The sequence below is a fragment of the Pirellulales bacterium genome, assembly GCA_035533075.1.
GTDB lineage: Bacteria > Planctomycetota > Planctomycetia > Pirellulales > JAICIG01 > DASSFG01.
Window position 1 is genome coordinate 1 of record DATLUO010000222.1, and the last position, 16,485, is coordinate 16,485.

At 63.7% G+C, this 16,485-nt stretch carries 9 protein-coding genes; 5 read left to right on the top strand and 4 right to left on the bottom strand.

Going from position 1 to position 16,485, the window contains the following annotated elements; all coding sequences use genetic code 11:
* Nucleotides 1-280 precede the first annotated feature (280 nt).
* Together VNH11_28540 and VNH11_28545 are read right to left on the bottom strand one after the other, a co-directional pair.
* Nucleotides 281-520: a DNA methyltransferase gene (locus VNH11_28540; protein HVA50337.1), complete on the bottom strand. Its 240-nt coding sequence runs from the start codon at nucleotides 518-520 to the stop codon at nucleotides 281-283.
* 149 nt (nucleotides 521-669) lie between these two features.
* Nucleotides 670-2,298 (bottom strand): glycine--tRNA ligase, encoded by a 1,629-nt coding sequence (locus VNH11_28545; GenBank protein ID HVA50338.1) that lies wholly within the window; start codon nucleotides 2,296-2,298, stop codon nucleotides 670-672.
* Between the two features lie 191 nt (nucleotides 2,299-2,489).
* On the opposite strand from VNH11_28545, the gene VNH11_28550 reads away from it, so the two are divergent.
* The 4 genes from VNH11_28550 (at nucleotide 2,490) to VNH11_28565 (ending at nucleotide 12,261) form a co-directional block, all read left to right on the top strand.
* On the top strand, nucleotides 2,490-3,845 hold the full coding sequence (locus VNH11_28550; GenBank protein ID HVA50339.1) for an MFS transporter: 1,356 nt from the start codon (nucleotides 2,490-2,492) through the stop codon (nucleotides 3,843-3,845).
* Between the two features lie 115 nt (nucleotides 3,846-3,960).
* Nucleotides 3,961-4,251 carry a hypothetical protein gene (locus VNH11_28555; protein ID HVA50340.1) on the top strand — a complete coding sequence of 97 codons (291 nt, stop codon included), beginning with the start codon at nucleotides 3,961-3,963 and terminating at the stop codon, nucleotides 4,249-4,251.
* Nucleotides 4,252-4,597: 346 nt separating this feature from the next.
* On the top strand, nucleotides 4,598-5,641 hold the full coding sequence (locus VNH11_28560; GenBank protein ID HVA50341.1) for a WD40 repeat domain-containing protein: 1,044 nt from the start codon (nucleotides 4,598-4,600) through the stop codon (nucleotides 5,639-5,641).
* A 200-nt stretch (nucleotides 5,642-5,841) separates the two neighbouring features.
* Nucleotides 5,842-12,261 (top strand): SdrD B-like domain-containing protein, encoded by a 6,420-nt coding sequence (locus tag VNH11_28565; protein HVA50342.1) that lies wholly within the window; start codon nucleotides 5,842-5,844, stop codon nucleotides 12,259-12,261.
* A 180-nt stretch (nucleotides 12,262-12,441) separates the two neighbouring features.
* Here the strand turns inward: VNH11_28565 and VNH11_28570 are convergent, their stop codons facing one another.
* A complete protein-coding gene (locus tag VNH11_28570) occupies nucleotides 12,442-13,791 on the bottom strand; it encodes a glycosyltransferase family 39 protein (GenBank protein ID HVA50343.1) in 1,350 nt (449 codons plus the stop codon).
* Between the two features lie 103 nt (nucleotides 13,792-13,894).
* Entirely contained in the window at nucleotides 13,895-15,439 is a 1,545-nt protein-coding gene (dacB, locus tag VNH11_28575) for a D-alanyl-D-alanine carboxypeptidase/D-alanyl-D-alanine-endopeptidase (protein HVA50344.1), read from the bottom strand.
* 203 nt (nucleotides 15,440-15,642) lie between these two features.
* On the opposite strand from dacB, the gene VNH11_28580 reads away from it, so the two are divergent.
* Nucleotides 15,643-16,383 carry a BON domain-containing protein gene (locus VNH11_28580; protein HVA50345.1) on the top strand — a complete coding sequence of 247 codons (741 nt, stop codon included), beginning with the start codon at nucleotides 15,643-15,645 and terminating at the stop codon, nucleotides 16,381-16,383.
* The last annotated feature ends 102 nt before the right edge of the window (nucleotides 16,384-16,485 follow it).

Here is a 16,485-nt window from a genome sequence, read left to right on the forward strand (position 1 = left end):
GGCAAGGCGTGTTCTTTCGCCTGGCCGCTCGGCTGGCTTGCCCGTTGCGTTGCTGAGGAGCAAGCGCGTCGAGCGTCGAACGGCCGACGCTTGCCGCGCCAAACTGACGCCGGAATCTGGATGTTCCGGCCCGCCGCGGCACCTTACCCCGAAAGAACTGATGCACGACCGACAATCTGAGCCTCCAACTCCGGCGCTCGACGCTGGCCAGGTCGCCGCTGCGCGGCTGCCGGTCGCGGAATTGTGGCCAAAAAGCGATCGGGATACGCTTATTTAAGGCCTAGTTCCAAACCACCTCCTGGACCAGGAAGAACGGACATCGGTTCCAAAGCAAGTAGGGCAACGGTATTGCCTTGGCCTTGTCGGGCAGGGCGACGTAGCCCAAATTCAGCCAAAATGCCCCGTCACGCCGTGTCAGCCGATGAACTTCGGTAAGCCATTGCTGGCACCAGTCCAAGTATTCGTTCAGTGCGAGTGGTACTTCGTATTCCTTGCCAATGTTGTACGGTGGACTGGTCACCGTTAGGTCAACGCACTCAGGCGGCAGGGCACGCATTGCTTCAAGGCAATCCCCCTGATAGACAGCATAATGCTCGCCGCGGCACACCGGCCGGCCCAGTCGTGATGCGACATCGTCAAGTAATCCCGATCTCATGGTTTTCAGCGTGCTTATTCCACGACGCCCCCCGCCACCAAGCGCTGCCGGATCTCGTTGACGCACTCGTCCGCCTTCACGCGCCATTGCCGTAGTGTATCGCGATCGCGAATGGTGACCGTGCCGTCGGCCAGCGTTTGCCCGTCGACGGTGATGCAAAACGGCGTTCCGACCTCGTCCTGCCGGGCATAGCGGCGGCCCACCGCTCCCTTCTCGTCGTAAAACACGTTGAAATGCGGCTTCAGCTCGCGATAGATCTTTTGCGCCACCTCCGGCATCCCGTCTTTCTTCACCAGCGGAAACACGGCCGCCTTGATCGGCGCCAGCCGCGGATGCAGACGCAGGAACGTGCGAGAACGCGGCTTGCCGTGCTCGTCGGGCACCTCGTCTTCCTGATAGGCTTCGCACAAGAAGGCCAGCGTGGCCCGGTCGGCTCCGGCCGAGGGCTCGATGACGTGCGGCAGGTAACGCTCGCGGGTCTCGTCGTCGAAATACGAAAGGTCTTTGCCGCTGCCGCGATGCCGCGGCTTGCCCTCGGCGTCGAGCTCGACCACGAGTTGGTCGCCCTGCCGCACCAGCTTGCCTTCCATATGGCTGCGCAGGTCGAAGTCGCCGCGATGAGCGATGCCCTCCAGCTCGCCGAACTCGCCGGCCGGCAGAAAGGGAAAGGCATACTCGATGTCGGCCGTGCCGCACGAATAATGGCTCAGCTCGTCCTTTTCGTGGTCGCGCAGCCGCAAGCGGTCGCCGGCCAGCCCCAACTCGAGATACCAGCGATAGCGGCGGTCGCGCCAGTATTGATACCAGTCGGGCGACTGCTTGGGATGGCAGAAGAACTCGATCTCCATCTGCTCGAACTCGCGAGAGCGGAACGTGAAGTTCCGCGGCGTGATCTCGTTGCGGAAACTCTTGCCCGTCTGCGCGATGCCGAAGGGCACCGCCACGCGCGAGCTATCGACCACGTTCTTGAAGTTGACGAAAATGCCCTGGGCCGTTTCGGGCCGCAGAAACGCCGCCCCCTCCTCACCGCTCAGCGCGCCGACGTAGGTTTTGAACATCAGGTTGAACTCGCGCGGCGGCGTGAGCGTGCCCAGCGTCTTAGCGTCGGGGCCGAGCACGCGGGCAAAGTCGGGCAGCTTGGTGAGACTGATGATGTCGCCTTCCCACGCAAGCTGTGCGGCGTCCTTGGCCCGCAGATTGAAGAACTTCAGTGCTTTGAACTCGATGTACTCCTGCTCGCTCTTGCCGTCGGCCCCACCCGACTCGGTGGCCACAAACACGCGCTCGCCCTTGGCCGTCACCCAACGGCCGCGCACCTGGTCGTGGCGGTAGCGTTTTTTCGACTCGCGGCAATCGACCATGAAGTCATGAAACAGGTCGTAGTGCCCGGAACACTTCCAGATTTGCGGGTGCATGATGATCGTCGAGTCGAGACCGACCATTTGATAGGCGGTCGGCGCGCCCGGCGGCGGCGTCAGCTCGTCGTGCGAGGTGACCATGTCGCGCCACCAGGCTTCCTTGACGTTCCGCTTCAGCTCGACGCCCAGCGGGCCGTAGTCCCAAAAGCCGTTCAGTCCGCCGTAAATATCGCTTGATTGAAACAAGAAGCCTCGCCGTTTGCAGAGCGAGACAAGTTTGTCCATTTCCATAAACTTCGCCGCGGTTTGGTTTGCTGGCTCGCCAAACAGGGCAGTTTACCCTTTTACGTCGCGCCCGGTCGAGGCGTGACGGGGATTTCAGGTGCTCCGCCCAATCGCCGTTGCCCGTTGCATCGGCCTCCCGATAAGATGCGGTCGATGTTCCCTCCTGTCCGAGGCTTACCCAAGGAACCGCAGTGACGACCGCTGACCCCAGCCAGCCCGCGGCGAACGCCGACATTAGCCCCGACACGCCGCCGGCAAGTGGCGTTTCCCCGACGCCGCACAAGGGCACGAACCGCGAGATCTTCGCCTGGGCGCTTTACGATTGGGCCAACAGTGCCTACTCGACGCTCTCGATCACCGTGCTCATCTCCTACATCAAGCAAGATGTCCTGCCGGGCGCTGCCGGCACGCTTCTGGTGGGCGTCGGCCTGGGAATCACGACGTTCGTCTCGGCCCTGCTCTCGCCGGTGCTGGGCGCCGTGGCGGATGCCAATGCCAGCAAGCGACGTTGGCTGGCCGGCACCGCGCTGGCCGGTGCGGCCGCCTCGACCTTGATGTTCTTCACCACCAGTGAGCTGGCCTGGTTGATGGTCGTGCTCTACGTCATCTCGGTCATGGGGATGGAACTGTCGCAGGCGTTCTATAACGCCTTCTTGCCCGAAATCGCCGAAGACGAACGCATGGGCCGCGTCTCGGCCTGGGGCTACGCTCTGGGTTATGCCGGCGGCGGGCTGGCGCTGGCGTTGGTGGTGCTGCTGTTCGCGTTTGGCGACAAGCTGGGCCTGCCCGGCGATATGGTGTTTCGCAAGCGGCTGGGCCTGTTGCTGATGGGCCTCTGGTGGGGCGGTTTCACGCTGCCGACCGTGTTGGTTCTGAAAGACAAGTCGAAGCCCGCCGGCCAGCACAAGCCGCTGCTGGAAGCGGCCCGCATCGCCTTCGGCAACGTCGGGCACACGCTGGCCAACATCCGCTCCTATCGCATGCTGACGATCTTCATGCTCGGCTTTCTGGTTTACAACGACGGCGTGCAAACGGTCATCAGCCAGGCGTCGGTGTTTGCCATCGAGCTGTTGCAGATGGGGACGCAGGAGCTGGCGGGCGTGGTGCTGATGATCCAGTTCATCGCGTTGCCCGGCGCGCTGGCGGTGGGCTGGCTGGGCGACCGCCTGGGCCAGAAGCCGGTGTTGATGGTCTGCCTGGCGGTCTGGACGGCGATCTTGAGCTTGTCGTTCCTGGTCAGCGAGAAGTGGCATTTCTGGTGCATGGCGGCGGCGGCCGCGCTGGTGCTGGGCGGCACGCAGTCGGTCAGCCGGGCGATCATGGGGCTGATGACGCCGCCGCGGCACACCGGCGAGTTTTTTGGCTTCTTCAACTTTTCCGGCAAGGCCACCAGCATCTTCGGCCCGGTGTTTTTCAGCGTGATCCTCGCCGTCACCAAAAAGCCGCACTTTGCCCTGGCGAGCCTGTTGGCGTTTTTCGTGATCGGCTGGGCGATCGTCGCCCCGCTGAACATCGGCGAAGGGCAGCGCCAGGCCCGCCAGGCCTGATGCCGCACGGGCGAGCGGCACGCGTCAGCGTGCGGGTAGGCCGCGGTTGGCGATGGTCGGCCACAACCTTGGACGGCTGTCACCCCGGTATGGTAGAATGACTCCGTAAGAGGGCATGATTGAAAGAACCTTCCGAAAGCACATCATGGCGACCGTATTTGACCGTTCGGCCTTCGATCGGGTCACCGACCCGATCTTCCGCTTGTTCACTCAGGAACAAGCGCGCGCGATCGTTGACTTTCGTGGCGATGACGGGCTGGCACAGCGCGCAGAAGAACTCGCGCGCAAGTGCAATGAAGGGGACCTCACGGATGACGAACGCGCCGAGTACGAAGCCTATGCGCGCGCCAATAGCTTCATCGCCGTGATGCAAGCAAAAGCTCGCCGCCTGCTAAATCGCTCGTAGTACGCAGATGAATGCTGACATGGTCAGACGCCCGTTGGCCGCGCAACCATAAATGTGCTTGACCTCAACGGCACCGACCGTCTTGAACTCCGGCTCCTTCTCCGCGGCGAGTGATGGCCTAACTTTGACAAAGCCCGCCACAGGACGGCGCTCGTCCCGGCGCACCGGCACCAGTCCCACCCTACGGCTCCAATCCCTGCCTTTCGCAGCCTCTCCAGTCGTCTCGACCGGAAAATCTCCGCGAATCGCCTGTTGTCAGGCATTTCGTTGAACCGATAAACGATGCTGGCCCCGCGCGCAGGAAGGTGTCGCGGCGGCGCTGGTCAGCTAGCCATCGGATTCACGGATGAACGACGCCCTTTTGTCGCGGCTGCGTGCCTTCAGCCTGGCAGTGGCCTGGACCTTTGCCTACTGCGGGCCGGTGCGTGCCCAGGCAATTCAACAAGTCTCGGCGGACCGCATTCTCACGATGCGCGGCCCCCACAGCCGCGGACCCGCGGCGGTTATTTCCGCCGTCGCCATCGACCCGGCGGGTCGGCGTTTGGCCGCGGCCGGCGACGACCATCTGGCGCGACTCTTCAATCTTGCCGATGGTTCGCTCTTGCACGAACTGCGATCGCACACCGATTGGGTCCGCACCGCCACGTTCGAGGCCTCCGGCAATCGTCTCATCACGGCGGGCGACGACCGTTCGTTGGTCATCTGGGACGTCGCCACGGGAACGCTTTTGCACAAGGTTCCCTGCTCGGCCGACCCCATCTACGCGGTTGCCACCGTTCCCAATACCACGCTGTTGGCTGCCGCCGGCTTTGGCGACCAGGTGCAGATCGTCGATGCGGATTCCGGCAAATTGACGAAAAGCCTTGCCTGTTCGGGCCGCGATCACCGCGCGCTGGCGGTTTCGCCCGACGGCCGACTACTGGCCGTGGGCGGCCGCGACGGCCGCCTGCGGATGTGGCGTCTGCCCGAAGGCGTGTTCGTCCGCGACATCGAAGCCGACAAGCTTCGCATCCGCGCACTGGCCTTTTCGCCCGACGGCCGAGAGCTGGCCTCAGGCGGAGACGGCCGGCAGGTCCGCCTATGGTTCGTGGAAACGGGCGAACTGTCGCGGACCTTGCCCCGGCGGCCGGGCAGAACGCTGTCGCTTGCTTTTTGTGGTCCGGGCAAGCTCGCCAGCGGAGCCAGCGACAACCTGATTCGGATTTGGGACCTGGCGAGCGGCAATGAAGAACTCGAGTTGGTCGGTCATACCGGATCGGTGAGTGCTTTGGCCTGGCACGGCGAGCGAAGCCTGTTGGTGTCGGGCAGCTTCGACACCACGGTGCGATTGTGGGATCTCCGCGGTCAGCCGTTGGCCAAGCCCGTCCGCCAGGCGGCAAAACCCAGATAAGGAGCAAGGCATTGGAGAAGATCCGTAGGGTGGGACCAGCGAGCTTGCGAGCGCCGTTCCACCATCCGCGCGACGTCGATTTGGGTGGGCCGGCGCTCGCAAGCTCGCTAGTCCCACCCTACATCGTCTCGGCCGAATGATGTTGGTTCCCGTCCCCCGAAACCTCAGCGGTAGGAGTAGCGTTCGTGGGTTTAATGAACATGCTTGCCCCGTGTCTTGCCCCGTGGCGCAGGTGGCGCATCGACCCGGCGGCGAATTCGGCTTTCGGCAACGGACCGCACGGCGCTAAAACCGAGCTCTGGCGCATCTGCCGTTTCGAGCAGGTGGAAGAGCGCTGTCCACTGGCCGCCGACATCCAGCTCGGCGCCGTCTACGAGGATCCGGCCAGTGGCACGAAGGCCATCCCGAATACGTTCACCATCAGTTGGAGCGGCGGGGCCCCAGGCACGGAGCTGAAGCAGCTCATGATCTCCACCGATCCCAACGGCAACCCGACCGTTCAGGTGGGCGACCCGTTCTTCGACACCGCGCCGGGTGCGCCCGGCGTTTACAGTTATGCCCCGCTGAACATCATTTCCCACGACGGGTTCACGGTCACGGGACAGAATCCCGCCATGGGCAGCACGCAACTTGTTCTGAACTTCTCCGGCTTCACAGCCGGCAAGCAGTTGGTCTTGACGATCGACGTCGAAGATTTGGATGGACGCGGAGTCAACGCCACGGTCAACGGGCACGAATTCGAAGGTTCCCAACTGATCGGGACCTTTTCCGCCCCCCACTATCAAGACGACACGCTCAACGGCACGTTCCAAGAGTTCTTTCAGAGCGCGCACGATGCCAGCGGTTTGGCATTGCCCGGCAAGGACTACATCGGCGGACTGATTGGTGGAAAGACGGTCAACACGGTTCCCACACCTGTCTATACCGCCGGCGCATTCGCGGCCAATCAACAAACGCCCCTGCCCATAACCTTGCAAGGCACGGTCTACTACGACGCCGACTTGGACAACGTGCAACAGTCGGGCGAGCCGGGCATTCAGAACGTCAAGCTCACGCTCTTGGAAAACGACGGCACGGCGTACGTGGCCACCGGCGTGACGGCCACCACGGACGCCAACGGCAATTACAAGTTCACGAACGTCTTGCCCGGTGATTACGAGATCGTCGAGACGCAGCCTTCCGGCTACTTTGCCGTCGGTTCATCGGCCGGCAATGTACACGGCGTCACTTACGGACAGGCGACCGACGCCCATACACTGGGCAAGATTGTCGTCCTAGGCGGCGAAGATGTCGTCCAAAACGACTTCTCGCAATCGCTGCCGAACAGCATCGCCGGCACGGTACGGACCGCGCCGATCGGCACGGGCGACCCGAGTGATGCACCCAAGGGCGGCGTGCAGGTCGTTTTGTACCAGAACGGCAACCAAGTCGCGTCCACCACGACCGCCAGCGACGGCACGTATAGCTTCACCGGTCTGCCGCCGGGCAAGTATACCGTCAAAGAGGTCGTGCCGACCGGATACTATGCCATCAACGACGTGGTAGGCAGCGACGGGGGCACGGCGGTCGATCTGACAACGCTCGGCAACATCGTGCTCACCTCCGACGAAAAAGGGGTCAGGTACGATTTCTACATCCAGCAGCCTGTGACGGTCGCCGGCACCGTGCGAGTCTCACCTATGGGCACGCATGACGCCAATTCGACGCCCCTGGTCGGTGTGACAGTGCAGTTGCTCGACTCCGAGGGCAATCTGCTCGAAACCACTACGACGGCGTCCGACGGCACCTACCGTTTTCCAACGTCCGGCTCACTCGTGTTGAAGCCGGGAACGTACACGGTCCATGAATTGTTGCCCGGCGGCTACTATGCCACCTACGACGCGGTCGGGAGTCAAGGCGGAACGGCCGTCGATTTGACGACCTTGGGTAACATCACGCTGACCTCGGGCGAAAGCGGTGTTCAGTACGATTTTTGGTTGCAGCAACCGGTCACCGTCGCTGGTATTGTGCGCGTGTCGCCCATGGGCACGCACGACGCCAATTCGACGCCCATTAGCGGCGTAACCGTGCAGTTGCTCGACTCCACAGGCAACCTGCTGGAAACCACGACTACGGCGTCCGATGGAAGCTATGCGTTTCCCGTTTCCGGCCCGTTGCTAAAGCCCGGCAGCTATAGCGTGCGTGAGACTGTGCATGTCGGCTACTATGCCACCTACGACGCGGTCGGGAGTCAAGGCGGAACGGCCGTCGATTTGACGACCTTGGGTAACATCACGCTGACCTCGGGCGAAAGCGGTGTTCAGTACGATTTTTGGTTGCAGCAACCGGTCACGGTCGCCGGTATTGTGCGCGTGTCGCCCATGGGCACGCACGACGCCAATTCGACGCCGATTAGCGGCGTAACCGTGCAGTTGCTCGACGCCAAAGGCAACCTGCTGGAAACCACCACTACGGCCGCCGATGGTACTTACGCTTTTCCGACCGCAGGTTTGCTGTTGCGGCCGGGCACGTACACCGTACACGAGCTGATTCCCAGCGGCTACTATGCCACCTACGACTCGGTAGGCAACGACGGCGGAAACGCCACCGATTTGCGCACGCTCTCCAACATCACGCTCAGCACCGGGCAAAACGGTGTTCAGTATGATTTCTGGTTGCAGCAGCCCGTGAGCATAAGCGGCTATGTCCACGTGGATGTACACGGCAACTGCGAGACCGATCCGAATGCGCCGCCCTTGGCGGGAGTGAGCATCCAGTTGCTCGATACGCAAGGCAATGTGCTCGCCACGACGACGACCGACGACCACGGTTTTTATCTCTTCAACCAGTTGCCGCCAGGCATGTACGCGGTCCGCGAAATCGTGCCGCCCGGAGATTTTGCCGACGACGACCATGTGGGCAGCGCCGGCGGCACGCTGAACGGACTGACGAAAATCAGCGGCGCCAGCCTCACTTCGGACATGGCCGGCACCCATTACGATTTTTGCGTTCTGCAGCCGGTGAGCATCAGCGGCTATGTACACGTGAATGTCAACGGCAACTGCGACACCGATCCCAATGCGCCTCCCTTGGCCGGCGTGACGATCGACTTGCTCGACGCACAAGGGAATGTGATTGGCGCCACGACCACCGACGCCAAGGGCTATTATATTTTTCAGGGCCTCCGTCCGGGCGTTTACGGAACCCGCGAGGTCGTCCCATCGGGTTACTACGCCGACGACAATCACGTGGGCAGCGCCGGCGGCTCGCTCAACGGACTGACGGAAGTCGACGGCGCGACGCTCACTTCGGGCATGCAGGGCACGCACTACGACTATTGCCTCGACCTGCCGGTGAGCATCAGCGGCTATGTCCGCGTGGATGTACACGGCAATTGCGAGACCGACCCGAATGCGCCGCCCTTGGCCGGCGTGAACATCCAATTGCTCGACGCGCACGGCAACGTGCTCGCCACGACGACGACCGATGACCACGGTTACTATATTTTCAACCACTTGCCGCCGGGCGTGTATGGAGTCAACGAAATTGTGCCGCCGGGAGACTTCGCCGACGACGATCATGTGGGCAGCGCAGGCGGCTCGCTGAATGGACTGACACAGATCAGCGGTGCCAGCCTCACTTCGGGCATGGCCGGCACCCATTACGATTTTTGCGTTCTGCAGCCGGTGAGCATCAGCGGCTATGTACACGTCAACGTCAATGGCAACTGCGACACCGATCCCAACGCGCCCCCGTTGGCCGGCGTGACGATCGACTTGCTCGATGCGCAAGGAAACGTGATGGGCACTACGACCACCGATGCCAACGGCTTCTATATCTTTCAAGGGCTGCGGCCCGGCGTGTACGGCACGCGAGAAGTCGTTCCCACCGGCTACTTCGCCGACGACAATCACGTGGGCAGCGCCGGCGGCTCGCTCAACGGGCTGACTGAGATCGATGGCGCGACGCTCATGTCGGCCATGAACGGCACCCATTACGATTATTGCCTCAACCAGCCGGTGAGCATCAGCGGCTACGTACACGTTGACGTCAACGGCAACTGCGAAACCGATCCGAATGCGCCGCCCCTGTCGGGCGTGACGATCCAGTTGCTCGACGCGCAAGGCAACGTGCTTGCCACGACGGCCACCGACGCCAATGGATACTACGTCTTCGATCACCTGCCGCCGGCCGTCTATGGTGTGCGCGAGATTGTCCCCGCGGGTGATGCCGCCGACGACGACCATGTGGGCAGTGCCGGCGGCTCGCTGAACGGGCTGACGGAAATCAACGGCGCGACGCTTGCTTCCGGCATGGCGGGCACCCACTACGATTTCTGCGTGCTCTTGCCGGCGAGCATCAGCGGCTACGTACACGTCGATGTCAACGGCAACTGCGAGAGCAATCCGAATGCGCCGCCCCTCGCTGGCGTGACAATCGACTTGCTCGACGCACAAGGCAATGTGATCGGCACCACGACCACCGACGCCAATGGTTATTACGTCTTCAATCATCTCCTTCCGGGCGCCTACGGAGTGAGTGAGATCGTACCGGCCGGTTACTACGCCGACGACGACCACGTAGGAAATGCCGGGGGCACGCTGAATGGACTGACGCAGATTAACGGCGCCGGCCTCACTTCGGGCCTGGTGGGCACGCATTACGACTTCTGCGTCGCACCGCCGGTCGGTATCACAGGTTATGTCAAGCTCGACGTCTACGGCGATTGTGAGACGACCCCGGCCGATCCGCCGCTGGCGGGTGTCGTCATTCACCTGCTCGATGCCAACGGCAACGTGATTGGAACCACGCAAACCGACGCTGCGGGGCAGTATGTTTTCGGCGACCTGCCGCCGGGCACGTACGGCGTCGAAGAAATCATTCCCTCAGGCTATTTTTACAGCGATCAACACATTGGCTCGGCGGGAGGTGTTATCGCCGGCCAGGGCGTCACCGACTCGATCTCGCTGGCTCACGGGCAGATCGGCCTCGCCTACGACTTCTGCTTGACACCGCCGAGCACGATTTCGGGCTATGTCTTTATCGACGGCCCGCCGATCGAGACGACCAATCCGGCCACCGACCTGCCGAGCGTGCTGGCCAGTTTGCCGAGCATCCGCACCGGCATTCGCCAGCCGGGCGACACGCCCGTACCCGGCGTCACGCTGATGTTGGCCGACGCCACGGGCACGCCGCTGTTGAACCAGTCGGGCAATCCGATCGAGACCACCACCGACATCAACGGCTATTACCAATTCGCGGGTCTGCCGCCGGGCCTGTACAGCGTCATCAAGGTCCATCCCAGCGGCTACATCGACGGTCTCAACAAGGCCGGCACCTTGGGCGGCGAGGCGATCAGTCCGACGTTGATTCAGGTGGGCGCGGAAAGCATCGGCCCATCGATCTCGGCGGCGCTGCTCGAAACGGTCGGCCCGGTGAACGACGCCATCGTGAGGATACCGCTCGGCAACGGCCTGGGGTCGCTGAACAACAATTTCAGCGAGATCATCCTGACGCAGGCCATTCCGCCGATTCCGATTCCCACGCCCACGGCGACGCCGCTCACTGCCCTACCGCTCACAGCATTCGCGCCGCCCCCGGCGCCTCCCGCGGCCCCGGTGGCTTCGCCGCCCGGCTCGCCGTTCCTTTCCGGAAGCTGGGGCGTGTCGGGGCTAACGTGGCACCTCAGCGTGGTCGATGCCGGTCTGCCGCGGTCCAGTCTGGCGATGCTCCGTTCGGCGGCTCAACTGGCGGCCATGCGGGCCGACGTGGCGGCCTGGTTCGGCGCACGGATGCGGCACGGCACGTGGAAGCTGCATCCCGGCGCCAAGGGCGAGGCCCGGCAGGTCGTGTTCGGCAAGCTCGGCGGCAAGCCGGTCAGCGGCGACTTCAATGGCGACGGCGTGACCGACGTGGGCGTGTATGTCGACGGCGAGTGGTTCATCGACCTCAACGGCAACGGCATTTGGGACGACGACGATTTGTGGGCCAAGCTGGGGACCGCGCACGACAAGCCGGTGACGGGCGACTGGGACGGCGATGGCAAGACCGACATCGGCATTTTTGGGCCGGCCTGGCCGGGCGACCCGCGGGCCGTGCAGGCGGAGCCGGGCCTGCCCGATCCGCACAACCGGCCGACCGGCACCTACAAAAACATGCCGCCCGCGGCGCACGAGGCGACCCTCGGCCGCCGCCAGATGAAGCGCACGCGCGACGGCTCGCTCCGCGCCGACCTGATCGACCATGTATTCCACTTTGGCCAGGCCGGCGACGTGCCCATCACCGGCGACTGGACCGGCGTGGGCATCGACTCCATCGGCATCTACAACAACGGCCAATGGATCCTGGACGTCGACGGCGACGGCAAGCGGAGCGAGAAAGACATTACGCTGCGGCTGGGCGAGGCCGGCGACAAGCCTGTGGTGGGCGACTTCGACGGCGACGGCGTCGACGAGTTGGGCATCTATCGCGACGGCCACTGGCACATCGACATGAACCACGACGGCGTGCTCGACGAGCACGACCAGCACCTGGAGCTAGGCGACGCCAGCCACAATCCGATCGTGGGCGACTGGGACGGCGACGGCGTCGACCAGATCGGCGTCCACCAGGAGCACGTCGAGGCCCGCGACGATATTTAGCGAGTAGCAGAATTCGTGAGAATTCTGGATTGGCTTCCGTCGACGAGTTGGCTCCGCACGAAGTCCGCCAGCCGGTCCTGCGCAGTTCTTTTAACAGGTGGAGGCTCGCGACGCACCGTGCCGGCGGCATCGAAGCGGAAAAATGTCTCATTCTCGGCCGCGTGAAGTATAACCATGCGGTCAGCGGCGGCATCTCGCAACCATCCAACACCAACCCGCGCCGGCCAGGAGCGAAATAAGCGGCACGAGCGGCAGGCGAAAGCGGTGGTAACCGGCGGCTCCGCCCGACAACAACAACAGATACGCCCCCACGGCGAGCAACAACAGGAGGGCGGGCGTGCGCGCCGGCACAGCGACGAGTCCCACGGACGCCAGCCCAAGGTAAACCAGCAGCGTTGTCGCCAACAGGCCGTGTATCACCAGCACCAGTGGCCGTTGTTTCAGCGCCGTGACGAACCGGTCGATGAGCGTCCCAGGTTTCACGGCCACGTCCTTCGACGTGTCTGCCAGACGAAAAAATGCCACCCAGGCATTCCGGCCCGAATCGCCGAGCGTGTGTGCGACGCCACCAAAATGAAGGCGCGCCCACCGCCACGGGTCGCCGCGAATAATCCGCCAGGCCTCGCGCCGCAAGAAGGCGTAGCGCTCGGCCACCGGCCAATCGCGCTGCTCGGGGTGCCGCTGCAGATAGGCCGCCGGATTGCTCTCGCCCGCAGCCACCTGGAACTTGTCCCACTGGCTGGGCGGAATGCCGTCTCGCTCGGCGACGACGGGCAACGCTTCATAGTAGTAGAGATTCACGTCGGCGATGGCGGCGAAGCCCGTGTAACGTGCCTCGCTCCAATTGCGGACCTGCCAAAAAGCCATCAGCCATACGCTCAAGGCGAAGAAGGCGACGGCCTGCGCGGTCCGCCGCCACGCTCGCCCGTCTCGCCGCCCAAGCGCGACGAGCAGGGCCGGAGCCAGGCACACCGGCAGAAAATAGGTGATCGGTCGCACATAGGTCGCCGCCGCAACCACCGCGGCCGCCAGCAGAACGTCGCGCCACCGTTGCCAGGCGCAGTAACGAGTGATGAACCACAGCGCCGCGGTGAGCAGGGTTGTGAACAGCGTCTCTGAGAGGAGCTTGCTGGCATAGATCATCGATACCGGTTCGCAGGCGCAGAGCCAGGCCGCGGCCAGCGCGATGTCGTCGCGTTGATAGACGAGCGTCGCGGTCTGATACACCAGCCAAACGGTGGCACAGGCCAGCGCGATTTGCAGTGCAACCGTGACCATCTCGACGTGGCCCACCGCCAGGCCGGGCACGAGCAGCAGCGGATAGCCGGGCGTGCGTTTGATCTCCGGCTCGTCGCACGTGCCCAGGCGGCCGGTTTCCAGCAATTGCTCCGCCGCCTGCAAATAGCCCCCGCTGTCGGGTTCGCGGAACTGAGGCTCCGGCCGGGCCACGGCGAGCGCGATCAGCGGCACGGCCACGCGCACCAGGGCCGCGGCAGTCAGAACAGTCGCAATCGATCGTGCGCGGGGCATTCTGCGATCATAGACCGCTCACTCCGTGAGCGGAAGGGCGCGGCAAAGCACGAATGATGACTGACGAATGACGGAGGCCCCTGGTCGTCATTCCATCATTCCGTCATTCGTCATTCTGATACACAATCCGGCACAGTTCCCCCAGGGCCTTGCCCAGCCGCTCGCGATCGTCGGCGGTTTTGGTGTGCAAGTTATTGACAAACACCGCGAACGCCAACCGCCGGCCGCTGGCAGCCGTCATGTAGCCGGCCAAGGCTTTGCTGGTCAAGATCGCGCCGCCGTTCATCCGGTCGTTCCAGAACAGCGTGCCGGTCTTGGCCCGCACCTTGCCGCGCACGGGACTGTCTGCCGCGACGGCGTGGGCCAACGTGCCGTCGTGGCCGAGCACCGGCAAGGCCCGCTCAAACTCGGCAAAACCGGGCCGACTGGCCATGTGTCTCAGCAAGGCCACCGTGGCGCGGGGAGTCACGAAATCGGCCGCCGCGCCGCCCGCCGCACCGCCGAACGAGATGGTATCGACGTCGACGCCGGCTGTTGTCAGAAAATCTCGCTCATGCCGCAGACCTTCGTCGAGCGTCCGCTCGCCGTGCTTCGCGGCCAGCAGCAACGGCAGCATGCTGGCATGCAGGTTGTGACTGACCTTCAAGATCAATTGGGCAGCTTCGGAAAACGGCGACGACGTGAGCCGGGCGACGCGACGCAGCTTTGGGTAATGCTCGCGCTCCGGCAGCCGCCCGTCGGCGTTCTTGGCCAGCGGCGAGGCTTCGACGCCCACCTCCGCCCGACGCAGCGCCTCGATGAACAGCGATCGGGCAAACGACGCCGGTTCGCCCACCTCGTGAATGCGCAGCATCGGCTTGCGGTCGGCCGCAATCTGCCCGCGAATGACCAGCGAACGCTCGTCGGGCGACTCCACCACGATCTTCGTCTCGCCCTCGGCCGGGGCGGTGCGTACCTGAGCGTCGACGCACAAGCTCGTCGTAGTCGGCCGGCACGTCACGCTTGCCGGCGAAGCCGCCGTGCCAGGGGCGATCACGATGTCGATCAGATTGTCGTTCACGACAATCGGCGTCACCAGTGAGGGGCCGCTGCCCGAACTCTTCGCGTGCTCAAACAGCCGGTCGTCGATGAGCACGTCGCCCTGGATGTGCCGGACGCCCGAGGCATGCACCTGCTGCGCCAGCTCGTTCAAGCCTGCCAACGGATCGGCCGTCGTCAGCTCCGCGCCGTCGCCGTAAATGTGATCGCTGTGCGTGTAGGCGATCTCGCCGTTGGCCCCTTTTCGACCGCCCAAGTTCGGATCGCCGCTGGCCACAAGAATCAGGTCGCCCGACAAGACGCCCTGAGCGTCGATTTCGCCGCGGGCATAGACCGGAGTTTCAAAGCGGTAGTCGGCGCCGAACGCGTCGAGCGCGGCGGCGACGGAGAACAGCTTCGTGACCGATGCCGGAGCAAACATCTTGTCGGGCGACCGCTCATACAACACCTCGCCCGATTTGAGATCGGCGACGAGAATGCCCCAATGACCGTCTTTATACGCGCCGCGATCGACAAAGGTTTCAATCTGGCGCGTCAGCGGCTCGCCGGCCAGCGACCAACGGCCCAACAGAAAAACCCCACAACAAAGCACCCAGACGCGCGGCAGCATGATTACCATCTCGCTTTCAGAAAAACGGCTCTGCGGCGAGTATACTTCACGCGGCCGAGAATGAGACGTTTTGGCGCGAGGAAAAGCGGTGGCTGGGGCAGAGCTCGGCCGCGTGAAGTAAAGAAGCAGGGCAGATCGGCCTGCGATTTGCAGCGCCTTTCTAGCGGTTTGCGCACCAAGATTACTTACCAGGGAGGTGGATCATGTTCCAAAGAGCACGTGCCATGATAACGGGGCTGGGAATTGGGGCCGGTTGGATGTATTTTTTCGACCCGCAGGCCGGCAAGCGGCGACGCGCCCTGGTGCGCGACCAGACCTTCGCCGCCCTGAACGACGCGGCCTGCTGGTTCGACAAAGCGCTGCGTGACGCCGCGCACAGAATGGAGGGCACCGTGGCCGCCGTTCAAGGAATGCTCGACTTCAGCATCCCCTCCGATCAGCAACTCAGCGAGCGCGTGCGGGCCTGCTTAGGACACGTCGCCTCGCACCCGCGGCTGATCGAAGTCCAGGCCAATCAGGGAGGTATAACGCTGGCCGGGCATGCACCCGCCGACGAACTCGAAAACATCGTCTCCTGCGTGGCGGGAGTGCGCGGAGTGCGGTCGGTCGATAACCAACTCGACACACAACTGGGTCCGGATGTAACGCACGACGGGCAACGTCGCCGACGCATTCAGCCCTCGATGGACCTGATGCGCGAGAGTTGGGCGCCGTCCACCCGCTTGATCGCGGGCAGCGCGGGCACGGTGCTGATGCTCAACTGCCTGGCCCGACGCACGCCGGGAGCGGTGTTGATGGGCACGCTCGGGTTTGGCCTGTTCATCCGCGCCGTCGGCAACCGCGACGTCGGCGAACTGATCGAAGAAGGCACGGCCGCGGCGCAGCCCATGATGGGAAAAGTGCAAGGCATCGGCCGTCGCACTGCGGCAAGAGCAACGCGGTAGGCGACACGCTGGTCGTCCTACCGGGTTAGCACAGTAGTGTGGGACCAGCGAGCTTGCGAGCGCCGGCCCACCATTAGCAACCTGGTGGGCCGGCGCTCGCAA